Origin of the sequence: Gallaecimonas kandeliae (genome assembly GCF_030450055.1) — a bacterium.
In the GTDB taxonomy this organism is placed as follows: Bacteria; Pseudomonadota; Gammaproteobacteria; order Enterobacterales; family Gallaecimonadaceae; genus Gallaecimonas; species Gallaecimonas kandeliae.
On sequence record NZ_CP118480.1, the window covers coordinates 2,728,019 to 2,748,673 of the forward strand.

Consider the following 20,655-nt stretch of genomic DNA (forward strand, 5'->3'; position numbering starts at 1 on the left):
CTGGGTACCGGAAAAACAGTCCGGCCCCTTAGGCCCCGGGGCCCTTGGCCTCGGGGTTCTTGGTGATAAACATGGCGTCGCCATAGGAAAAGAAACGGTAGCGCTGGTTCACCGCCTCACGATAAGCCGCCAGGGTTTCGTGATAACCGGCAAAGGCGCTGACCAGCATGATCAGGGTGCTCTCCGGCAGGTGGAAATTGGTGACCAGGGCATCCACCACCAGGAAACGGTAGCCGGGGTAGATGAAGATATCGGTGTCGCCGGCAAAGGGGCTGAGGTCAAGGCCGGCCTTTTCCGAGGCCTGGGCCGCGGATTCGAGGCTGCGCACCGAGGTGGTGCCGACGGCCACTACCCGGCCGCCGCGCGCCTTGCAGGCCTTGACGGCTTCCACCACCTCAAGCGGTACCTCGGCGTATTCGCTGTGCATCTTGTGCTCGAAGATGCTGTCGGCCCGCACCGGCTGGAAGGTGCCGGCCCCCACGTGCAGGGTGACGAAGGCGGTGTCCACGCCCTTGGCACGGATGGCCTCCAGCAGGGCATCGTCGAAATGCAGGCCGGCGGTGGGCGCCGCCACGGCGCCGGGCTTCTGATTGTAGACGGTCTGGTAGCGCTCGCGGTCCGCCTCGTCGTCGGGCCTGTCTATGTAAGGGGGCAGCGGCATGTGGCCGATGCGCTCGAGGATGGCGATCACCGGCTCCTCCCCTTCGAAGCCCAGCTCGAAGAGGGCGTCGTGACGGGCCAACATGGTGGCGCGAACGTCTTCGTCGAACAGCAGCTCTGTGCCCGGCTTGGGGGACTTGCTTGAGCGCACATGGGCCAGCACCCGCCTGTCGTCCAACACCCTTTCCACCAGCACTTCGAGCTTGCCACCGCTGGCCTTCTGGCCAAAGAGGCGGGCCGGTATGACGCGGGTGTTGTTGAATACCAGCAGATCGCCGGCCTTGAGCTCGCCCAGCAGATCGGTGAAACGGCCGTGGCGCAGGGCGCCGCTGGGGCCGTCCAGCATCAACAGGCGGCTGGCGCTGCGCTCAGGCATGGGGTGACGGGCGATCAGCTCTTCGGGAAGCTCAAAATGAAAATCGGCGCGTTGCATGACAAACAGCAGAGGTGGAAAAAGGGCCGACAGTTTAGCCGTTGAGCGCCTCAGAGGCCAGTATTGCCGGCGCTGGGGGGCTTTTCTGAACTCAAACTGATCCCTCGAAGTAGGGAAAACGTTTTGATGTAAATTTACTACAAATTACCTTGTTGACGGCGAAAATCCTGGGGTAGACTGGCGCCACTTCGTAATTGAGCAAACATTTGTTCCCCCCAACGAAGTGCTGTTGTGAACAGCAAGTCTTTATTCCTGTTGTGTCACCTTTCCTGTGTCTTTTTTATGCCCGGCCTTATGGTCGGGCTTTTTTTATGCGCACCCGCAAGCCGCCCAGGGGGCTGTCTTCCAGGCTTAAGGCCAGGCCGTGGCGGCGCACCACTTCCACCACTATGGCCAGGCCCAGGCCTGCTCCTTCCTTCTGGTTGCTGGTGGCCAGGCGATGGAAGCGGGCCAGGCAGGCCTCCCTGTCCTGTGGCGCTATGCCGGGGCCACTGTCGTCCACCATCAGACCACCGGCGTCCAGGCTGATGCTGACCTCGGTGCCTTCCGGGCTGTAGCGCAGGGCGTTGTCGAGCAGGTTGCGCACCATCACTGCCAGCAGGGCCTTGTCGCCATCGAGTTGCCAATCCGCCGCTTCGTGAAGGGACAGTTGCTGCTCCTTGCGGGCCGCCAGGGGATACATCTCCACCAGCAGCGCCTTGGTCAGCTGGGCCATGGACACCTGCTCTATCTTGGGCAGCAGCTTGCCCCCTTCGAGGCGGGCCAGGGTCAGCAACTGATCCACCAGGTGGCTCAGGCGGGCAATGCCGGTACGGGCGGCCTTCAGGGAATCCTGGCGCTCCTGCTCCGTCTCGGCAGCCATGGCATTGTCCAGGTGCAACTGGGCTCCGGCCAGGGGAGTGCGCAGCTCATGGGCGGCATCGTCGGTGAAACGCCGTTCCCTGATCAAGGTTTCCTCCAGGGCCTGGAGCAGATCGTTCAGGGCCTGGACCAATGGCTTGACCTCGTTGGGGGTGCGTTCCAGTTTCAGCGGCGAGAGCTGGCTTGGGGTGCGTTTGGCCACTTGGGACGAGAGGGTCCGCAAGGGCTTGAGGCCCCGGGTGATCAGCAGGCCCGACATCAACATCACCAGCACTATCATCATCGCCGACTGAATGAGGTTGGGCTTGAGCACCGCCTCTTCGGTGATCTCCTCCCGCACTTCGGCCAACTGGCCGGTCTGCAGCCAGAAGTTGTCCTCGTCGTCGAAGACGGTAAAGAGCCGCCAGCGTTCCCCGTCAGCGGTCTGTACCCAGTGGTAGCCGGGGGATTTGAGGTCGATGGGCTTGTCGAGGCTGGAAAAGAGCAAATCGCCGTCCAGGCCGAACACCTGGAACACCAGCTTCTTCTCGTAATGGTGGCCGAACAAGGTCTGGTCGTGCTCGTCTTCTCCCATCACCAGGGGCTGGCGGCTGGCGGTGGCCAGGGCCTTGCGGATGGCCTCCAGCCCGGCGGTGTCCAGTGGCCGCTGCACCAGGCCCATGATGATGCGGGCCGACTGGGCCAGCTCGGCGTCGTAGAGTTCCTCCGCCTCGTGGGCCGCCCTGTTGTAACCGAAGAGGCTGACCCCGGCCTGGACCAGGATGAACAGCAACAGGAAGCGCAGGGCAAAGTAACGGCGGATCGAGGTCATGACAGCTTGGGCATCACGTAACCCACGCCGCGCAGCGTCTTGATCACCTCGCTGCCCAGCTTCTTGCGCAGGTGGTGGACATGGACCTCGAGGGCATTGGATTCCAGCTCTTCACCCCAGCTGTAGAGCCGCTCCACCAGTTGCTCCCGGGTCAGCACCCGATCCGGTTGGCGGATCAGTTCCTGGAGCAGGGCGAATTCGCGCCGGGACAGGGCAACGGGCTCGCCGCCGAGCGTCACTTGGTGGCGGGCGGGATCCAGGCACAAGGGGCCATTGCTGAACACCGGCTCCACCTGGGCCAGTTGGCGCCTGGACAAGGCCCGCAGCCTTGCCAGCATTTCCCGGGATTCGAAGGGCTTGACCAGGTAATCGTCGGCGCCACTGTCGAGGCCTGTGATACGGTCGTCCAGGGCGTCGCGGGCGGTCAGCATCAAGACGGGGGCCGCCAGGCCTTCACGGCGCCACCCCTTGAGCAGCTCGATGCCGGTACCGTCCGGCAGCTGCCAGTCCAGTACCAGTATATCGGGGTGGGTCACCGCCACCGCCCGCCGGGCGTCCAGGGCGCTCTGCAACCAATCCACGGCATAGCCTTCACGAGTCAGGGCCGTCACCAGGCCCTGGCCCAGCAGTACATCGTCTTCAACCAGCAGTAATCGCATCGGCTTCGCTACTTGTTCCTTTTTCCGAGTTTGGCATTGATCTTGTCCAACCGCTCCTGGATCTCGCCGCGGCGGCCGGCATCGGCCACTTCCCTGCCCTGCCTCGGTTTGGCGGCCAGGGCCTTCTCCAGGTAGGTCTTGGCCTCCTGATAATGCCTGTCTTCGAGCAGGAAGTCCCCGTAGAAGAAGTTGGGATCTATGCCGTCTGGGTTGATGGCCAGGGCCTTCTTCAGGTTCGCCTCGGCCTTGTCGTCGTCGCCAAAGCCGATGGGCCAGCCCGGCACCTGGTAGTAGAGGGAGCCGAGTGAAGTATAAGCGGAGCCTTGCAAGGCGTTGGGATCCAGCTTGATGGCCTGCTCCAGTTCCTTCTTGGCCTCCTTGACGTACTTCAGGGCCCCCAGGCCGCCTCTGGCCCCGGCATAGCTGGCGTTGATGATACCACCCCAGATGAGGTAGTCGGCATTGTCGGGGTGGGCCTGGATCTCGGCCAGCACCTCGTCACGCAGGGAAGCGAAGGCCTTTTCCTGTTGCTTCTTGGCCATCTGGTATTTGATCTGGGCCCAGCTGTCCTGGTAGTGGCTGAGCGGTGCCGCCAGCAACATGGGGCTCAGCAGCAGGCTGACGGCGGCTAACAGGGACTTATTCATAAGGTCTCCTTGGCATGGCGTTTGATGACGGCCAGTTGTTTGTCGACGGCCCCGTCCACCAGGACCGGCAGCAGGGCGTTGATACGGGTAAAGAGTTTTTCGGGAAAGCCCAGCACCATGTTGGCCTTGGGCCTTTTGATCAGCAGACTGACGGCCTTGGCCACCACCTCAGGTTTGTCCACCTTGTTACCCAGCGCCTGGTTGAGGGCCACGACGTTGGGGCTGTTGAGGGGGGTGTCTGTGGAGCGGGGGGCCAGGTAGCTGACGGCGATGTTCCTATCCTTGAGCTCCCGGCCCAGGGCTTCTGAAAAGCGCTTGAGGCCGCCCTTGGCGGCGCCATAGGCGACGTAGCCGGGATAGCCGATCTCCCCCAGCACCGAGCCGATGTTGATGATCTGCGCCTCCGGCTCCAGGCCCGGCAGCAGGCCGTGGACCAGCGCCATGGGCGCCAGCAGGTTGAGGCGCAGCTGCGCTTCCACACTTTGCCAGTCGCTGTCTTCGAAGGTGCGCAGCTCGTTGCTGCCGGCGTTGTTGATGAGGATCTGCGGGTGCAGATCCCGGGCCGCCAGCGCCTGGGCCAAGGCCGAACTCAGGTCTGGGCGGGTCAGATCCATGCCCAGCCACTGGTGCTGCCCCGGCAGGCTGTCGGCCAGGGCCTGGAGCTGCTCTTCATTCCTTGCCACCAGCACCAGGCTGTGGCCTTCGCCTGCCAGTTGCCGGGCTATGGCCTGGCCTATACCGCCTGTAGCGCCGGTAAGGAGTATCTGCTTCATGCCGCCTCCATGGGCAGGCTGCGGAACATGTCGCCGTAGAGCCGATACATGCGGTTGGCCATGTGGATGATGGCGTCCTGGTCGGCCGGGTCATCGACGCGGTTCATCAGGCCCTCGAAGAAGCCTATGTGCTGCTGGTCCAGGCTGCCGTGGGAATAGAGGTAGCGGCAGGCGGACTTGCTCAGGCCCAGCTTGGCGCGGATGAGATCCGCCATGGGGGTGGCCAGGTTCACAGAGGTGCCTTCCAGCACCCAGACCATGCCGAAGAAGCTGATCGGGTTGCCCCTTTGCACGCTGTCGTAGGCATAGGACACCATCAGCTCGGTTTCGAAATTGGGCTTGGAGAGGCGGGCTGCCTCCCTGTCGCCCCCGGCGGCTTGGATGTCATCGAGGATCCACTCGTGGTGGCCGTATTCTTCCTCTATGTATTCGGCGATGGCCTCGCGCAGCCATTCTTTGTCGTCCCCCAGGCGGGCGCCGCAGGCCATCAGCAGCGGCACCGTATGCTTGACGTGGTGGTAGGCGTTATTGAGGAAGGCCTGGTAGCGGGGCAATGTCACATCCCCCTGCTGGCAGGCGAGGATGGCAGGCGCGGCCAGCAGGTATTGCTGGGCGGCCTGGGTCTCGGCCTTGAGCCGTTCGAAAAATCCCATGGATGACTCCTTGACCCTTTTCGCCAGTTCGGCGCGGCGCAGGCGACCATTGGCGGTCAGCTCCTGGCGCTCGGTGCTGAAGGGTTCGCTCGTAGCGATAAGCCGCGCCAGCCTGGCGTAATCGGGTAACTGCTGATTGAAATGGGTTAGCAGGGCGTCCAGGTCCTGGCGGTCCGTGACCACCAGGGCGGCGAGCTCGCTCTGCTCGTCGCCATACACATAGGCCTGGCGGATGCCGGCTAAGGCGCAGAGTTCGGCCTCCAGCCATTCGGGGGAAACATTGCGGCCCATGGCGGTGACTATGGTGTCTTTCTTGCGGCCCTTGATAGTGAGAAAACCGCCCTGGTCCAGCTCGCCGAGGTCGCCGGTGGCCAGCCAGTCACTGCCGGTTTGGGGCGCCTGGCCCAGGTAACCGAGAAAGCTGTTGCCGCGGACCAGCACTTCGCCGTCTTCCGCCAGCCGCACCGTCACATGGGGCAGCACCTTGCCGACAGTGCCCAGGCGGTTGGTGCCGGGGCCATTCAGGGCCACCACCGAACAGGCTTCGGACAGGCCATAGCCCTCGAAGAGCGGCAGGCCCAAGTCTTTGGCCTGCTCCAGTTGGGCCAGGGCCGTCTTGCCGCCGCCAAGGGCCAGGAAGAGGTAGCTGTCAGGCAGGCCCTTGGCCTTGCCGGCCAGGATCACCGGCAGCAGCGCCGGCACCAGGATCAGGCTGTTGGGCTGGTAACGGCTCAGGGTTTCCAGCATCTGGCCGGGCTCCAGGCCGCTGGAACCTGTCATGCCCAGAGCCTGCATGGGCAGGGCTGTGACGCAGGCTCCGGCCAGCCAGGGCACATAGAGCCCGGCCAGGTTTTCGAGGAGCACCGCCAGGGGCAGCAGGCAGAGATGTCGCTGCACCCCCAGCTCGTCGGTAACGCCCAGCAGCGCCTGGCAAACCGCCAGCATGTTGGCTTCGGACAGGCAGACCCCCTTGGGCTTGCCTGTGGTGCCAGAGGTATAGGTTATCTTGGCGGTGCCGGCCGGCAGGGGTTGCACCTCATCCGGGCTCAGCAGGCTCAAAGTCCCCTGCCCTATCTGCACCGACGTCTTGGCCAGGGGCAAGGGCACGGGAGCCAGCACGGCATCAAGGCCGGCATCCTTGAGCAGGTGCAGTTGCTGCTCACGGCTGAAGAAGGTGGGGATGGGCACCAACACCAGGCCGGCCTTGAGGGCGGCCAGATCGGCGATGGCCCAGTCCGGGCCGTTGTCCATCAGGAGGCCAAGGCGCCTGACCCCGAGCGCCTTGAGCCGAGCAGCAAGGGTCCCGGCCGCGGCCAGCAGTTCCTGGCCGGACAGGGTGCTATCGCTCCCTTGCAGGGCCTTGGGGCTTTGCGCCAAGGCCTGTGCCAGGTGTTCATACAACATCGGTAACCTCATTGCTGATGTTCGCCAGCACCCGCATCAGCAGTGGCTGGCGCTGTATGGCTTCCCAGCCGAGCCGTACCGAGCCGGAAAAGACGGCCGGCTTGTTCTGGTAATAGCGGCCCCAATCCTGGGCACCTTCGTTCAGGCGCTCGGCACTGGCGTCGGCCAGGAACCAGGGTTCAAGCCCCAGCCGGGCGAAGGCCGACTGCAACTCGCGGGTCGCGGTGAAAACCACATAGTCGACACCGCACTGGGCCAGGTGACGGGTCAGAGCCAAGATCATCAAGCGGGCGCCGCCGGCCTCACCGGCCAGGTTACCCACTTCGACCACCTGGGCCCGGGCGACCGGCCTGCCGACCTTGGCCGCCAGCAGCCGCTCTATGGGTTCGTCCAGGTATTGTTCCAGGTAGAGAGACTGCCCCTCGGCATTGCGCAGGCCACAACTGGCCAGCCACTGCTGGTTTTTCGACAGCAGGTACTGCAGAGGCAGGAAATGACGGAGCCTGGCCTGGTGCACGTCCGCGTAGCGGGCGCAGGCAAAATGCTTGATACGATCATAAGTTTCCGTTCCCTCTCGGCTCAGATGAACCTGCACATCCGCCTCTGCATATTTGGCTAGCATGGAAAAAACCTCTTGGTCAGCCGCCATTTAAGGCTGGTTGGCGCAACTTAAGGCAACCTTAGGGCCCACCTCCATCTATTGAGACAATCCGTTCGAGAAAAATTCGGGAACAAAAAAAGGCGGCCTGAAGGCCGCCAAGTGCTTAGGAACTGTGTTGTTTCAGTGGAACTGATCTTCCTCGGTGGAGCCCTTGAGAGCCGTGACCGAAGAATGACCGCCTTGGATGACGGTGGTCATATCGTCGAAGTAGCCGGTACCCACTTCCTGCTGGTGGGCGACGAAGCTGTAGCCCCGGTCGGCGGCGGCAAACTCTTCTTCCTGCATCTTGACGTAGGCCGCCATGTCATTGCGGGCGTAGTCGTAGGCCAGGTTGAACATGCTGAACCACATGTTGTGGATGCCGGCCAGGGTAATGAACTGGAACTTGTAGCCCATGGCCGACAGTTCGCGCTGGAACTTGGCGATGGTGGCGTCGTCCAGGTTCTTCTTCCAGTTGAAGGACGGCGAGCAGTTGTAGGCCAGCAGTTTGCCGGGGTACTTAGCATGGATGGCCTCGGCGAAGCGGCGCGCCTCTTCCAGGTCCGGCTTGGCGGTCTCGCACCACAGCAGGTCGGCGTAGGGGGCATAGGCCAGGCCGCGGGCTATGGCCTGCTCGATGCCGGCGCGGACCCGGTAGAAGCCTTCGCTGGTACGTTCACCGGTAACGAAGGGCTTGTCGTAATCGTCGCAGTCGCTGGTGATGAGATCGGCAGCGTTGGCGTCGGTGCGGGCCAGCACTATGGTGGGCACGCCGGCGACGTCGGCGGCCAGGCGGGCTGAGATCAGCTTCTGGATAGCTTCCTGAGTAGGCACCAGCACCTTGCCGCCCATGTGGCCACATTTCTTGACCGAGGCCAGCTGGTCCTCGAAGTGCACGCCGGCGGCGCCCGCTTCGATCATGGACTTCATCAGCTCGTAGGCGTTGAGCACGCCACCAAAGCCGGCTTCGGCGTCGGCGACTATGGGAGCAAAGTAGTCGATATAGCCGGCATCACCCGGGTTCTTGCCCTTATGCCACTGGATCTGGTCGGCGCGGCGGAAGGCATTGTTGATGCGCTTGACCACGGCCGGCACCGAGTCCACCGGGTACAGGGACTGATCGGGGTACATGGACTGGTAGCTGTTGTTGTCGGCGGCCACCTGCCAGCCGGACAGGTAAATAGCCTGGATACCGGCCTTGACCTGCTGCACGGCCTGGCCGCCGGTCAGGGCGCCCATGGCGTTGACGAAGTCCTTGTCGGGCCTGAAGCTGGGGCGGGCCCCTTCGTTGACCAGCTGCCAGAGCTTTTCGGCACCGAGACGAGCCAGGGTATGCTCGGGCTGGACTGAGCCGCGAAGGCGCACCACGTCCTCGGCGCTGTAGGTGCGCTCTATGCCTTTCCAGCGGGGGTTTTCAGCCCAGTCCTGTTTCAGGGTGTCGATTTGCTGTTGCCTGTTCATCAGTTGGTCCTTCCTTCAGTCGATTAGGGTGTAGCCGGGTTCGGTCAAAAAGGGCACGAAGCTGTCGGATACGGTGATCCGGGTCAGCAGCTCCGCAGCCTCACGGAAACGGCCATTGTCGAAACGCTCGGCACCCAGTTCCTCGCGAACCTGTGCCATTTCCTCTTTCAAACAACGCCCGAACAGCTCGGCCGTAACCTTCAGGCCGTTGCTCAGCGCCTTGCCGTGGCGCAGCCATTGCCAGATGGAGGCGCGGCAGATCTCGGCGGTGGCGGCGTCTTCCATCAGGCCGTAGATGGGCACGCAGCCGTTGCCCCCTATCCAGGCCTCGATGTACTGCAGCGCCACCCGGATGTTGGTGCGCATGCCGGCCTCGGTACGCTCCCCTTCGCAGGGAGCCAGCAGCTCGGTGGCGGTGATGGGGGCGTCCCCTTCGCGGCTAAGGTGCAGCTGGTTGGGCTTGTCCCCCAGCGCGGCGTCGAACACCGCCATGGCCGTGCCTACCAGGCCGGGATGGGCCACCCAGGTGCCGTCATGGCCGTTGTGGGCTTCCAGCTCTTTGTCCTGGCGGACCTTGTTCAGCACCCACTGGTTGCGCTCTGGCTCCTTGGCGGGGATGAAGGCGGCCATGCCGCCCATGGCCAGGGCACCGCGCCTGTGGCAGGTGCGGATCAGCAACCGCGAGTAAGCGCTGAGGAAGGGCTGGTCCATGGTCACCTGTTGGCGGTCCGGCAGCACCCGGTCAGGGTGGTTACCCAACGTCTTGATGTAGCTGAAGATGTAATCCCAGCGGCCGCAATTGAGGGCCACTATGTGGTCCTTGAGTTCGAACAGGATCTCGTCCATCTCGAACACCGCCGGCAAGGTCTCGATCAGCACTGTGGCCTTGATGGTGCCCCGCGGCAGGCCGAACCTGTCTTCGGTGAAGCAGAACACCTGGCTCCAGAAACGCGCCTCAAGATGGCTCTGCAGCTTGGGCAGGTAGAAATAGGGGCCAGAGCCGTTTTCCAGCAGCCGCTTGTGGTTGTGGAAGAAATAGAGGGCAAAGTCCCAAAGGCAACCGGGCACCACCTGGCCGTTGAAGGTCACATGCTTCTCCGGCAGGTGCAGGCCCCGAACCCGGCAGATCAGCACCGCCGGCTTGCCGCACAGGCTGTAGTACTTGCCGGAAGCGGGATCGGTGTAGCTGATGGTCCCGTCCACGGCGTCGCGCAGGTTGACCTGGCCCTGCATCACCGCAGGCCAGGTAGGTGACAGGGAATCTTCGAAGTCGGCCATGAAGACGCGGGTGCCGGCGTTCAAGGCATTGATCACCATCTTGCGATCGGTGGGGCCGGTGATCTCCACCCGCCTGTCCTGCAGATCGGCAGGGATACCGCGGATCTGCCAGTGGCCGCCGCGGATAGCCTCGGTCTCTGGCAGGAAGTCCGGCAAGGCGCCGGCATCAAAGGCTTGCTGCCGTCTGTCCCTGGTCGTCAGCAACTGGGGCACCTGGCCGGCGAAGGCCGACAGTAATTCCTGTATCCACCCCTGGGCCGCTTCTCCCAGCAGCGCTTTCTGCTCCAGGGTCAGCCCGTTCTGCACCTTCAGCATTCGGCCTCCAAAAACTTTCATATGTAACCTTGTAACCACCAAACAAGTTTCCCAAAAGCACCTTGCCTGGCTCACTCCGATGCCATTAACCCTGAAGCACCTTGCCAGAATGTTCAACAACAAAATTTAAACAACACCAAATTTACTTTTTAACTTACTGTTTTATATAAATATTTTTGGATTTACCAATTAGAGTCAAAACTCTTATTGGTAATACCATTTGTCAGCACGCGTCATGAACATCAGTTTCAGGATAGAAAGCCAAAGTGAAAGTTTTTTGTATTTATATTACAAATATACAATCTGCAAAGACTGGCTTTGTGTTTTAAACAAAGTGATATCAAAGAGTTGGCGCCATCGGCTGGCCAGGGTGGCTGGAGAGCCAACCCTAAGGCAGTGAGAAAATGGAAAGCTAAGGCGTTGAAAGGAAAGTGAGTTACTGAGGCAAGGGGAAACCGCTGGTCAGCAGGTTCTGAAGGGAAAGAAAGCGGGGTTGGGGTATGGCGCCCCAGCTGAACCAATGCCAGCCAGTGCATTTTTCCGGCTCCAGCAAGGCCGGCTCCAGGTCACCGGCGACTGTGCCGCTGACAAAGAGGGTCAGGTACTGGGGGCCTTCTGGATAAAGGTCATGAGTCACGGCAAAAAGGCGGGGCTCAAGGAGCTCAAGGCCCGTTTCTTCCTTGAGCTCACGGGCGGCACATTGCAGGGGAGACTCACCCTCTTCCAAATGGCCACCAGGAAAGGCCCAGTGCCCGGCCCCGTGGCTGCCTAGGCGCTGGCCCAGCAGTACCCGCCCCTCCCTGACGACGGCCACACCGACGCCGATACGCAACCCTTTCACAGCAGCGGCTCGGGCAAGGACTTGGCGACCAGCTCTCCCAGGCTGCGGTAGGTGCGGATACGGCTGGAAGTCTGGCGCCACACCAGGCCTATTTCCCGGTAGGCGTTGTCGTCGTGGAGGCGGCTGGCCACCAGTTCGGTGCCGGTCAGTATGCCGGCATCGATGGCCAGCTGCGGCAGGAAGGTGGTGCCCAGCTTGGCGTTGACCATCTGCACCAGCGTATGAAGGCTGGTGGCGGCGAAGGGATTGATCTTGGTGGAATCGGTGAGGTGGCAGGCACTGACGGCATGCTCGGTCAGGCAATGCTCCTTCTCCAGCAGGAAGACGCTGCGTTCCGGCAGTTTCTTCAAGTCCGGCTCCTGGCCCCATTTTGCGGCCAGCTCCTTGTGCATCACTTGGCTGAAGGGGTCCTTACCCAGGCGCATGGTATGGAAGCCCTTGGTATCCACCGGCAGGGCCAGCAGCACCAGATCCAGCTCCCCTTTTTCCAGCATGTCCATCAGGTTCTGGGTGGTGTCTTCCCTGAGCAGCAGCTTGAGCTCCGGATAAACGGTATTGACCTGGGTCACCACCTTGGACAACAGAAAGGGCGCTATGGTGGGGATGCAGCCCAGGCGCACTTCACCGCTCATGGGCGAGGCCTGGTGTTGGACGAACTCCACCAGGTCCCGGGTATGATTGACGATGTCCCTGGCCCGGCTGACCGCTTCCAGGCCAGTGGCGGTAAAGAGGAAGGACTTGTTGTCCCGCTCGATGAGCTGGCAGCCCAACTGCTCTTCCAGGTTCTGGATCCCAGCAGAGAGGGTGGACTGGGAAACATTGCAGGCGCGGGCGGCCCTGTTGAAATTTTGGTGCTCTTCCAGCGCGAGCAGGTAAGTGAGGTTCTTGATGCTGGGCAGTCTCATTATAGGCAGTTCCGATTAAACACCTCTATATCCTTCGCCATAATGATAGTTCATCCCCACTCCACGCTGTAGTGATTTATAAGCAAGGCCAGGTTGCATCCATGATTAATTAAGGTTAATCCTTTAAATGACAACAGGTTAAAGGATTGACCATGACAGCTTCCCTCCTTGTCCTCGCCATGGGCCTTGGCAATTGCCAGTTGACGCCAGAAGAGCTAGAGCTGGCCAAAGCCCTGATCTCGGACAAGCACCATATTCAGAAGCCGCTGAATTGCGATCAGGACCTGACCTGGATTGCCAGGGCAAGGGCGGCCATGGTGGCGCAGCGGGGCAAGCTCAGCCATATGATCACGTCCAGCCTCGGCGTCAATGACTTCGTCCGCTTGGCCGGTTACCCCCTGCCCGACAATTTTCCCAGCAAGACCGTCAACAATCTGGAGGTGTTGGCCGGCGGCATGGAAAATGGCCGGGATGCCTGGAATGCCCTCACCCAGTCCGTCGGCCACGCCAACCTGCTGCTGCGGGAAGATCCGTCTTACCAAGAATTTGACCGCTTTGGTGTCGGTCATTTTTATAAGTGGTTTTCACCCTATGTGGATTATTGGGTGATCATTTATGCCACCCGGAAAGCCCCCTCACCACAGCCCCATAAAAAAACAAGTGACTGATGTCACTTGCATAAAAGAGGGCGTTGTTAATGGGAGTCTATTGTCGGGCGGGCTAGTCTTCGCACTCCCACATCATGCGCTCATCCAGCAGCAGGCCTGGGTCCAGCTGTGAGATATGGGCGACTGTGGTGTGGCTATGATCCAGATCCCTGATGGTGACCAGATCATCGGTTTCGTCAATGGCGACGATACGACCAATGCCGTTAAGGCTTTTGTAAAACATCCCTACCGACAACTTCTCCATACTGACCATGGAAGCTCCTCCTTTGTCTTGCTAGGCTGCCAATTAAAAATATGGCACAGGGAAAAAGAAGATGACCTACTGGTTGATGAAAACAGAACCAGATGTCTTTTCCATTAAGGATTTACTCAGCCAAGATGTCAGCCCTTGGGAAGGAGTCCGAAATTACCAGGCCCGCAACTTCATGAAGGAGATGAAAGAAGGGGATCTCGCCTTTATCTACCACTCCAGTTGCAAGGACGTGGGCATAGCGGGCGTGGCCAAGGTGGTGCGGGAAAACTACGTGGACGCCACCCAGTTCGACCCAGACAGCCCCTACTTCGACGCCAAGTCCGACCCCGCCAAGCCCCGCTGGATAAGAGTGGACGTGGCTTTTGTGGAGGCCTGGCCCAGGGTGCTGAGCCTCTCCCGTCTCAAGGCCGACGAGGCCCTGGCTGAAATGCCCTTGGTGCAAAAGGGCAACAGGCTGTCGGTAATGCCGGTCACCGAGGCCCAGTGGCAGCACATTCAGGGGATGAAAGCATGAAAAAGGACAAGTACCTGGAAGCCCTGGAAAAACTGCATCTGGAGCTGGTGCAGCTCCAGCAGTGGGTGCAGCGTCAAGGGCTGCGGGTGGTGGTGCTCTTCGAAGGCAGGGACGCCGCCGGTAAGGGCGGCATCATCAAGACCATCACAGAGCACCTCAACCCCCGCCACGTCAAAGTGGTGGCCCTGGGGGTACCGACAGAGCGGGAGACCAGCCAGTGGTATTTCCAGCGCTACGTGGCGCACCTGCCGGCGGCGGGGGAAATAGCCCTCTTCGACCGCTCTTGGTACAACAGGGCCGGGGTGGAAAAGGTGATGGGCTTTTGCAGTCACGAACAGTACGAGGCCTTCCTGGCGGCCTGCCCCCAGTTCGAGAAACTGCTGGTGGATGACGGCATCATCCTGATCAAGTACTGGCTGAACGTGTCCCCCGAAGAGCAGGAGCGGCGCTTCCAGTCGCGCCTGGACGACCCCCTGAAGCGCTGGAAGTTTTCGGAGATGGACCTCAAGGGCCGGGAGCGCTGGCAGGAGTACGCCAAGGCCCGCGACCGCCTGCTGGACGTCACCGACCATCCCCATTGCCCCTGGTTCATCGTCGAGGCCAACGACAAGAAAAAGGCCCGCCTCAACTGCATCAGCCATCTACTCAGCCAGATCCCCTACCACAGGACCCAATATCCCAAGGTCCATCTGGAGGACGTGCGGGGCAAGGAACTGCCGCCGGGCAAGGAGCGCAGCTGGGTGCCGGAACGCTATTGAAAAAGGCGCCTTGCGGCGCCTTTTTTATCCCTTGATGTCCTTCTCGAAATCGGCGCGGGCCAGGTGCCGCACGTCCTTGCCCTTGACGAAGTAGATGATGTACTCGCAGATGTTCTGGCAGCGGTCGCCGATGCGCTCCAAGGCCCTGGCCGCCCACATCACTTCCAGGATCTTGGGGATGGAGCGGGGATCTTCCATCATGTAGGTCATCAGTTCCCGGAACAAAGACTCGTACTCCCGGTCGACCCTGGCGTCCTCGGCATGCAGGGACAGGGCGGCGTCCACGTCCATGCGGGCAAAGGCGTCCAGGGTGTCGCGCACCATCTTCAGCACGTGGTGGGCCATGGATTCGAGGCTCACCAGCAGGGTGATCTGCTGGCCGGAATAGCTGGCCAGGGCGATCTTGGCGATGCGCTCGGCCGTATCGCCGATGCGCTCCAAGTCGGCGATGGTCTTGATGATGGCGACCACCAGGCGCAGGTCCGAGGCCGCCGGCTGGCGCCGGGCTATGATGCGGGTGCACTCCTCGTCGATGGCCACCTCCATGGCGTTGACCTGACGATCCCCTTCGATCACCTTCTCGGCCAGGACGGCGTCCCTGTCGTGGACGGCGCGGATGGCGTCGTCCAGCTGTTTTTCCACCAGGCCGCCCATGGTCAGCACCATGTTGCGCACATGCTCCAGTTCCTGGTTGAACTGGCCGGAGATGTGCTTGGAAAGATTCAGGTTATCCATGGCGGCTCCTTAACCGTAACGGCCTGTGATGTAGTCTTCGGTCTTCTTCTTCATCGGCTTGGTGAAGATGCTGTTGGTGTCGGCATACTCAATCAGTTCCCCCATGTACATGAAGGCGGTCTGGTCCGAGACCCGGGCCGCCTGCTGCATGTTGTGGGTGACGATGACCACGGTGAAGCGCTTCTTGAGGTCGTTGATCAGCTCTTCGATGGTCAGGGTCGAGATGGGGTCCAGGGCCGAGGTGGGCTCGTCCAGCAGCAATACCTCCGGCTCTATGGCGATGGCGCGGGCGATCACCAGGCGCTGCTGCTGGCCGCCGGAGAGGCCAAAGGCGTTTTCATTGAGCCTGTCCTTCACCTCGCCCCAGAGGGCCGCGCCCTTGAGGGATCTTTCCACCGCCTCGTCCAGCACCCGCCTGTCGTTGATGCCCTGCAGCCGCAGGCCATAGACCACGTTCTCGTAGATGGACTTGGGGAAGGGGTTCGGGCGCTGGAATACCATGCCGACCCGGCGCCGCAGGGCCGCCACGTCCACGCTCTTGTCGTAGATGTTGTTGCCGTGCAGCCCTATCTCCCCCTCCACCCGGCAGCCGTCTACCAGGTCGTTCATGCGGTTGATGCAGCGCAGCAAGGTGGACTTGCCGCAGCCTGAGGGGCCTATGAAGGCGGTCACCTGCCCCTTGGGGATGGCCATGGAGATGTCGAACAAGACCTGGGTCTGGCCATAGAAGAGGTTGAGATCCTTGATGGTGAGGGCGGTCTGTTCCGGCGGCAGGTTGGCCAGATCCAGCTTCACCTCGTCAGGGGTCATGTCGGGTCGGATGGAGATCACGTATCGCAGCCTCTTAATGGTCCAGCGCCCGGAATTTTTCCCGCAGGTGGTTGCGGATCCCGATGGCGGTCAGGTTCAGGGTCATGATAACAGCCACCAGCAGGAAAGCGGTGGCATAGACCAGCGGCCGGGCCGCCTCGACGTTGGGGCTCTGGAAACCCACGTCATAGATGTGGAAGCCCAGGTGCATGAACTTGCGGTCCAGGTGCACGAAGGGGAAGTTGCCGTCCACCGGCAGGCTGGGGGCCAATTTTACCACCCCCACCAGCATCAGCGGCGCCACCTCGCCGGCGGCCCTGGCCACGGCCAGGATAAGGCCTGTCATGATGGCAGGGCTGGCCATGGGGATGACGATACGCCACAGGGTCTCGGCCTTGGTGGCCCCCAGGGCCAGGGAGCCCTGGCGCAGGCTCGACGGGATGCGGGACAGGCCTTCCTCGGTGGAGACGATGACCACAGGCAACGTCAGTATGGCCAACGTCAGGGCCGACCAGAGCACCCCAGGGCTGCCGAAGGTGGGGGTGGGCAGGGCCTCGGGGAAGAACAGCTTGTCGATGTTGCTGCCAAGGAAATAGACGAAAAAGCCCAGGCCGAAGACGCCGTAGACGATGGAGGGCACCCCGGCCAGGTTGATGACGGCGATGCGGATCACCTTGGTGATGTTGTTGCGGCCCGCGTACTCATGGAGGTAGATGGCGGCGATGACCCCGAAAGGGGTCACGATCACCGACATCAAGAGCACCATGAAGACGGTGCCGAAGATGGCCGGGAAGACGCCGCCCTCGGTATTGGCCTCGCGGGGTGAATCCGACAGGAAATGGCCCAGCTTGACGAAGTAGCGCCCCAGCTTCTGCCAGAGGCTCATGTCGTTGGGGTAGCTGACGTCCAGCACCTTGGCCAGCGGCAACGGGATATCCTTGCCACCCATCTCCTTTACGGTGACGAAGGCACCATCCATGGCCCCGCGCAGGGCGAACAGCTGCTTCTCCAGCACCTGGTACTGCTGATGTAGCTGCTGGCGCCCGGCGGCGATATCGGCCTTGGCCTTGGCTGTCAGCTGGCCGTCCATCTGCAGGCGCTTCTCCTTGAGGCGCAGCTTTTCCAACTGGTAATTGACACGGCCTATGTCGTCCTTCTGCAGGCTTTCGGCCTGGGCCCGCAGCCGCGTAAAGTCTGCCGCTTCCTTGGCCAGGGCCGCTTTCAGGCCCTCACCAGAAATGGTCTGACCTTTTAACTGAAGGGACTGGATAAAACCGTAGAAGTTGCCGTTCTCTTCCCGCTCCAGCACCGCCAGCCCCTTGGGGGCAGTCCTGGACAGGATGTCCGGCGCCAGCAGGGTGCGAAAATCCAGCCCCAAAATGTCCCTGTTGCCGGTCTTAACCAGATAGCGGGTGACGAAGGCGTCATCGGCCAGGCCGGGCAGCTTGCGGCCGTTGGCCCTCAGCCGCGCCACCGGCACCTCTTCTCCGTCATGCAGCTCCCCTATCACCACCTGGGTGGCGCCGCCGGGCTGGGCTACCTCGAAACGGTAGACATCCGCCGGCCAGAAGTAGGTGAGGCCGCGCCAGGCGATGAGCAGCAAGAGGCCCAGCACGGCGATAAGGCTCAAGCTGACGGCGCCGGCCGTCATCCAGATCCAGGGGTTGCCCGATTTGAACCAGTTCTTCATCTCAGGCCTCAGAGTGAGCTGTATTTTTCACGCAGCCGCTGGCGAACGAATTCGGCGACTGTGTTGAACAGGAAGGTGAACAAGAAGAGTACGAAGGCCGCCAGGAACAGTACCCGGTAATGGGAGCTGGCCACTTCGGACTCCCCCATTTCCACGGCGATGTTGGCCGCCAGGGTGCGCATACCCTCGAAGATGTTCCAGTCCATGATGGGGGTGTTGCCGGTGGCCATCAGCACTATCATGGTTTCCCCCACGGCCCTGCCCACGCCCATCATCACCGCCGAGAAGATGCCGGGGCTGGCGGTGAGCAGCACCACCCGGGTCAGGGTCTGCCAGGACGTGGCCCCTAACGCCAGGGAGCCTTGGGACAGGTGCTTGGGCACAGAGTAGATCGCGTCTTCGGCGATGGTGAAGATGGTGGGGATCACCGCAAAGCCCATGGCGATACCCACCACCAGGGAATTGCGCTGGTCAAAGTTGATGCCCAGCACATTGGTGAAGTAGAGGCGGGTGTCACCACCAAACCACCACTGCTCCAGCAGCGGGCTCAAGGCCATGGTGCCGTAGCCCACCAGCAACAGCGGCAGCACCAGCAGCAGCGCCTGCCAGCCATCGGGCACCTTGTGGCGGACCGGCTCCGGCAGTTGGTGCCAGCCGAAGGCCGCCAACAGCATGGTCAGGGGCAGCACCAGCAGCAGCGCCACTATCCCCGGCAGGTGGTCCTCCACCAGCGGTGCCAGCCAGAGCCCGGCCAGGAAGCCCAGAATGACGGTGGGCAGGGCCTCCATGATCTCCACCGTCGGCTTGATAAAGCGGCGCATGCCATCCGACATGAAGTAAGCGGTGTAGATGGCACCGGCCAGGGCCAGAGGCGTGGCAAAGAGCATGGCGTAGAAGGCGGCTTTGAGGGTGCCGAAGGCCAGGGGCATCAGGCTCAGCTTGGGCTCGAAGTCGTCGGAACCGGAGCTGGACTGCCAGACGTAATCCGGCTTGGCATAGCCTTCGTACCAGACCTTTTCCCAAAGGGCCTTCCAGCTCACCTCGGGATGGGGATTGACCACCTTGTAGAAATGCAGCTGCTGGGCGTCCACCGCCAGCAGGCCGTTGGCGCGGGGGGCGTAGGCCAGCATCTGTATCGGCCTTTGGCCGTCGAAGCTGGCCAGCCTCGCTTCGGAGGTGGCATGGAAGAGGGTGACGTTCCCCCGGCTGCCGGCGGCCACGAAGCCCTTGCGATTGTATTCGGCCGCCAGGGCCGCCACCGGCTGGCCCAGGTCGAAATCGCGGATATGGGCAAAATGCCTACCCTCGTCACCCACCACTTCGAACCACTGGCTGATCTTGCCCTGGTCGCTGCCCAGCAGCAGCGAGCTGGAGCCGGACAGCAGGGTAAAGGCTGTGATCTTTTCCCCAGATCCTGCCACCGTCAGCACCTGGGCGAGCTTGGGGTCGTCCGGCTGGGACAGGTCGTAGACCAGCAGTTTGTCCCCGACCAGGGCATAAGCCTGGCGCAGGTTGGCGTTGACCTTGAGCAGGCTGGGCTTGTGGCCGTCGGTGGGCAGCTCCACTTGGCTCTGCTGCCAGTCGGTTTCCCCGGTCAGGAAGTTTTCCTGGGCATCCAGGCGGTTAAGCCAAAGCTTGCCGGCGTCATCCAGGGCCAGGATCAGGGCGCCGTCCTTGCCGTATTCGAACCCCAGGGCCTGGACGCCGTGGCCGGCCGGCACCACGGCCCGCAGCGCCTCCCCCAGGGGGTAGCTCAGGGCCGGCACCACCTTACGGCCCTGATCGCCGTAGATCACCTTGAAGTCGGGTTTGATGATCACGACGCTGTCGCCGCCTTGGACCAGGGCATAGCTCTGCTGCGCCGGCAGGGCAGCGGCCAGGGCGCTGATGGGGCCATCCAGCTTGATGTCGGCCAGGGCCTTGCCGGCGTCCTTGCCCTGCACGGCAAAGAAATGGACCTGGCCATCGGCGCTGATGCGATAGCCCACGGCATTCTGCTCGTCCAGCCCCAGGGCCAGGCTGGCCCCCTGCCCTGCCGGCCAGTTGGCTTTTTCTTCCACCTTGGCGCCCTTGAACAGGGGAGCGACCACGTAGAGCAGGTAGAAGAAAATCAGCAGCAAGGCCACCAGCACCATCACGCCGCCCAAAGTCACGCCATACTGGGTAAGGCGGTCTTTCACAAGACGACGGCGGTTAGCGGCCAGGTGCAGGGATTGCGCTTGAGCCATGGAGACCTCGGGAGGGGAATTCAGCGGGAATTATATGGAAGTTTTATGACAGTTAAGTTACAGACCCTTTGCTTTACAGCCTGCCAAAGGGGTGTTAATTCTTTAAATAACAGCAAGATAAGGAATCCTTATGCGCCACTTGGCTTTATGTGTTTTTGGCCCCGACAAGCCCGGCATCGTCGAGAAACTGTCCAGGTTGGTATTCGAGCACCAAGGTAGCTGGTACGGTGCCAGTTTGGCCCACCTGGCCGGCCGCTTCGCCGGCATAGTGGACGTCAAGATCCCCGAGGAACACTTCATCGCCTTCGAGGCCGCCACCAAGGACCTGACCGATCTGGATATCCGCATCGCCGAGGGCAACCTGATGCCCGGCAGCGGCGAGTCCAGGGAAGTCAACCTCAGCCTGGTGGCCAACGACCGCACCGGCATAGTCCATGAATTCACCAGCACCCTGTCGAGGCTGGGGGTCAACATCGAGGAGATGACCACCGGTTGCCGCCCGGCCCACAACTACGGCGAGCTCTTCTTCGCCAAGGCCAGGATGCGGGTGCCCAAGGAGGTTCCCCTGGACGAGATCCGCCAACAGTTGGAAGCCTGCGGTGACGACTGGATGCTGGAGCTGGACGAACCGACTGTAACATAAATGTCATCTTCGCCG

The 20,655-nt window shown here is 61.9% G+C and carries 20 protein-coding genes; 4 read left to right on the top strand and 16 right to left on the bottom strand.

Annotated elements, in window-relative coordinates; all coding sequences use genetic code 11:
- Positions 1 to 28: 28 nt before the first annotated feature.
- The 11 genes from queA to PVT67_RS13600 all read right to left on the bottom strand — a co-directional run bounded on the left by queA (position 29) and on the right by PVT67_RS13600 (position 12,341).
- The gene (gene queA / locus PVT67_RS13550; RefSeq protein WP_301494360.1) at positions 29 to 1,093 is read right to left on the bottom strand and encodes a tRNA preQ1(34) S-adenosylmethionine ribosyltransferase-isomerase QueA; all 1,065 of its coding nucleotides are present in this window, start codon (positions 1,091 to 1,093) and stop codon (positions 29 to 31) included.
- 292 nt (positions 1,094 to 1,385) lie between these two features.
- A complete protein-coding gene (locus PVT67_RS13555) occupies positions 1,386 to 2,765 on the bottom strand; it encodes an ATP-binding protein (protein WP_301494363.1) in 1,380 nt (459 codons plus the stop codon).
- Positions 2,762 to 3,424 carry a response regulator gene (locus PVT67_RS13560; RefSeq protein ID WP_301494365.1) on the bottom strand — a complete coding sequence of 221 codons (663 nt, stop codon included), beginning with the start codon at positions 3,422 to 3,424 and terminating at the stop codon, positions 2,762 to 2,764. The genes PVT67_RS13555 and PVT67_RS13560 overlap by 4 nt, the downstream gene beginning before the upstream one ends.
- 8 nt (positions 3,425 to 3,432) lie before the next feature.
- Complete coding sequence (locus tag PVT67_RS13565; RefSeq protein ID WP_336407751.1) at positions 3,433 to 4,071, bottom strand: tetratricopeptide repeat protein; 639 nt, start codon at positions 4,069 to 4,071, stop codon at positions 3,433 to 3,435.
- Positions 4,068 to 4,844, bottom strand: coding sequence for an SDR family oxidoreductase (locus tag PVT67_RS13570; RefSeq protein ID WP_301494368.1), 777 nt, complete (start codon positions 4,842 to 4,844; stop codon positions 4,068 to 4,070). The genes PVT67_RS13565 and PVT67_RS13570 overlap by 4 nt, the downstream gene beginning before the upstream one ends.
- A complete protein-coding gene (locus tag PVT67_RS13575; RefSeq protein WP_301494370.1) occupies positions 4,841 to 6,901 on the bottom strand; it encodes an AMP-binding protein in 2,061 nt (686 codons plus the stop codon). The genes PVT67_RS13570 and PVT67_RS13575 overlap by 4 nt, the downstream gene beginning before the upstream one ends.
- Positions 6,891 to 7,523, bottom strand: coding sequence for a thermostable hemolysin (locus tag PVT67_RS13580; protein WP_301494372.1), 633 nt, complete (start codon positions 7,521 to 7,523; stop codon positions 6,891 to 6,893). The genes PVT67_RS13575 and PVT67_RS13580 overlap by 11 nt, the downstream gene beginning before the upstream one ends.
- A gap of 159 nt (positions 7,524 to 7,682) precedes the next feature.
- On the bottom strand, positions 7,683 to 9,002 hold the full coding sequence (gene aceA, locus PVT67_RS13585) for an isocitrate lyase (protein WP_301494374.1): 1,320 nt from the start codon (positions 9,000 to 9,002) through the stop codon (positions 7,683 to 7,685).
- Positions 9,003 to 9,017: 15 nt separating this feature from the next.
- A complete protein-coding gene (gene aceB, locus PVT67_RS13590) occupies positions 9,018 to 10,595 on the bottom strand; it encodes a malate synthase A (RefSeq protein ID WP_301494376.1) in 1,578 nt (525 codons plus the stop codon).
- 436 nt (positions 10,596 to 11,031) lie between these two features.
- The gene (locus PVT67_RS13595; RefSeq protein WP_301494378.1) at positions 11,032 to 11,436 is read right to left on the bottom strand and encodes a nucleotide triphosphate diphosphatase NUDT15; all 405 of its coding nucleotides are present in this window, start codon (positions 11,434 to 11,436) and stop codon (positions 11,032 to 11,034) included.
- Positions 11,433 to 12,341, bottom strand: a complete 909-nt coding sequence (locus tag PVT67_RS13600) for a hydrogen peroxide-inducible genes activator (protein ID WP_336407752.1) — start codon at positions 12,339 to 12,341, stop codon at positions 11,433 to 11,435. Before PVT67_RS13600 ends, PVT67_RS13595 begins: the two co-directional genes overlap by 4 nt.
- Before the next feature lie 152 nt (positions 12,342 to 12,493).
- Here PVT67_RS13600 and PVT67_RS13605 point away from each other — a divergent pair, with 152 nt between their 5' ends.
- Positions 12,494 to 13,009 carry a CAP domain-containing protein gene (locus PVT67_RS13605; protein ID WP_301494380.1) on the top strand — a complete coding sequence of 172 codons (516 nt, stop codon included), beginning with the start codon at positions 12,494 to 12,496 and terminating at the stop codon, positions 13,007 to 13,009.
- Positions 13,010 to 13,061: 52 nt separating this feature from the next.
- Here PVT67_RS13605 and PVT67_RS13610 read toward each other — a convergent pair whose 3' ends face one another.
- Complete coding sequence (locus PVT67_RS13610; RefSeq protein WP_301494382.1) at positions 13,062 to 13,232, bottom strand: hypothetical protein; 171 nt, start codon at positions 13,230 to 13,232, stop codon at positions 13,062 to 13,064.
- 106 nt (positions 13,233 to 13,338) lie between these two features.
- Between PVT67_RS13610 and PVT67_RS13615 the strand changes: the two genes are divergently transcribed.
- The gene (locus PVT67_RS13615; RefSeq protein ID WP_336407851.1) at positions 13,339 to 13,776 is read left to right on the top strand and encodes an EVE domain-containing protein; all 438 of its coding nucleotides are present in this window, start codon (positions 13,339 to 13,341) and stop codon (positions 13,774 to 13,776) included.
- The gene (gene ppk2, locus PVT67_RS13620; RefSeq protein ID WP_301494386.1) at positions 13,773 to 14,534 is read left to right on the top strand and encodes a polyphosphate kinase 2; all 762 of its coding nucleotides are present in this window, start codon (positions 13,773 to 13,775) and stop codon (positions 14,532 to 14,534) included. Before PVT67_RS13615 ends, ppk2 begins: the two co-directional genes overlap by 4 nt.
- A gap of 24 nt (positions 14,535 to 14,558) precedes the next feature.
- Here ppk2 and phoU read toward each other — a convergent pair whose 3' ends face one another.
- From phoU to PVT67_RS13640, 4 genes are read right to left on the bottom strand one after another with little or no spacing between them, the layout of a single operon-like run.
- Positions 14,559 to 15,269, bottom strand: a complete 711-nt coding sequence (gene phoU, locus PVT67_RS13625; protein ID WP_301494388.1) for a phosphate signaling complex protein PhoU — start codon at positions 15,267 to 15,269, stop codon at positions 14,559 to 14,561.
- A 9-nt stretch (positions 15,270 to 15,278) separates the two neighbouring features.
- Positions 15,279 to 16,079: a phosphate ABC transporter ATP-binding protein PstB gene (gene pstB / locus PVT67_RS13630; RefSeq protein WP_336407753.1), complete on the bottom strand. Its 801-nt coding sequence runs from the start codon at positions 16,077 to 16,079 to the stop codon at positions 15,279 to 15,281.
- Between the two features lie 34 nt (positions 16,080 to 16,113).
- The gene (pstA, locus tag PVT67_RS13635) at positions 16,114 to 17,769 is read right to left on the bottom strand and encodes a phosphate ABC transporter permease PstA (protein WP_301494392.1); all 1,656 of its coding nucleotides are present in this window, start codon (positions 17,767 to 17,769) and stop codon (positions 16,114 to 16,116) included.
- 8 nt (positions 17,770 to 17,777) lie between these two features.
- The gene (locus PVT67_RS13640; protein ID WP_301494394.1) at positions 17,778 to 19,997 is read right to left on the bottom strand and encodes an ABC transporter permease subunit; all 2,220 of its coding nucleotides are present in this window, start codon (positions 19,995 to 19,997) and stop codon (positions 17,778 to 17,780) included.
- A gap of 130 nt (positions 19,998 to 20,127) precedes the next feature.
- Between PVT67_RS13640 and PVT67_RS13645 the strand changes: the two genes are divergently transcribed.
- Positions 20,128 to 20,640 (top strand): glycine cleavage system transcriptional repressor, encoded by a 513-nt coding sequence (locus PVT67_RS13645; RefSeq protein ID WP_301494396.1) that lies wholly within the window; start codon positions 20,128 to 20,130, stop codon positions 20,638 to 20,640.
- Positions 20,641 to 20,655 lie beyond the last annotated feature (15 nt).

Bases quoted from the DNA above. Each gene is read 5' to 3' on its own strand.
- PVT67_RS13645 (WP_301494396.1), top strand. From the start codon at position 20,128: ATGCGCCACTTGGCTTTATGTGTTTTTGGCCCCGACAAGCCCGGCATC.
- PVT67_RS13570 (WP_301494368.1), bottom strand. From the start codon at position 4,844: ATGAAGCAGATACTCCTTACCGGCGCTACAGGCGGTATAGGCCAGGCC.
- phoU (WP_301494388.1), bottom strand. From the start codon at position 15,269: ATGGATAACCTGAATCTTTCCAAGCACATCTCCGGCCAGTTCAACCAG.
- PVT67_RS13555 (WP_301494363.1), bottom strand. From the start codon at position 2,765: ATGACCTCGATCCGCCGTTACTTTGCCCTGCGCTTCCTGTTGCTGTTC.
- pstB (WP_336407753.1), bottom strand. From the start codon at position 16,079: ATGACCCCTGACGAGGTGAAGCTGGATCTGGCCAACCTGCCGCCGGAA.
- PVT67_RS13600 (WP_336407752.1), bottom strand. From the start codon at position 12,341: ATGAGACTGCCCAGCATCAAGAACCTCACTTACCTGCTCGCGCTGGAA.
- ppk2 (WP_301494386.1), top strand. From the start codon at position 13,773: ATGAAAAAGGACAAGTACCTGGAAGCCCTGGAAAAACTGCATCTGGAG.
- PVT67_RS13575 (WP_301494370.1), bottom strand. From the start codon at position 6,901: ATGTTGTATGAACACCTGGCACAGGCCTTGGCGCAAAGCCCCAAGGCC.
- queA (WP_301494360.1), bottom strand. From the start codon at position 1,093: ATGCAACGCGCCGATTTTCATTTTGAGCTTCCCGAAGAGCTGATCGCC.
- PVT67_RS13565 (WP_336407751.1), bottom strand. From the start codon at position 4,071: ATGAATAAGTCCCTGTTAGCCGCCGTCAGCCTGCTGCTGAGCCCCATG.
- PVT67_RS13640 (WP_301494394.1), bottom strand. From the start codon at position 19,997: ATGGCTCAAGCGCAATCCCTGCACCTGGCCGCTAACCGCCGTCGTCTT.
- PVT67_RS13610 (WP_301494382.1), bottom strand. From the start codon at position 13,232: ATGTTTTACAAAAGCCTTAACGGCATTGGTCGTATCGTCGCCATTGAC.
- PVT67_RS13560 (WP_301494365.1), bottom strand. From the start codon at position 3,424: ATGCGATTACTGCTGGTTGAAGACGATGTACTGCTGGGCCAGGGCCTG.
- pstA (WP_301494392.1), bottom strand. From the start codon at position 17,769: ATGAAGAACTGGTTCAAATCGGGCAACCCCTGGATCTGGATGACGGCC.
- PVT67_RS13605 (WP_301494380.1), top strand. From the start codon at position 12,494: ATGACAGCTTCCCTCCTTGTCCTCGCCATGGGCCTTGGCAATTGCCAG.
- aceB (WP_301494376.1), bottom strand. From the start codon at position 10,595: ATGCTGAAGGTGCAGAACGGGCTGACCCTGGAGCAGAAAGCGCTGCTG.
- PVT67_RS13580 (WP_301494372.1), bottom strand. From the start codon at position 7,523: ATGCTAGCCAAATATGCAGAGGCGGATGTGCAGGTTCATCTGAGCCGA.
- aceA (WP_301494374.1), bottom strand. From the start codon at position 9,002: ATGAACAGGCAACAGCAAATCGACACCCTGAAACAGGACTGGGCTGAA.
- PVT67_RS13615 (WP_336407851.1), top strand. From the start codon at position 13,339: ATGAAAACAGAACCAGATGTCTTTTCCATTAAGGATTTACTCAGCCAA.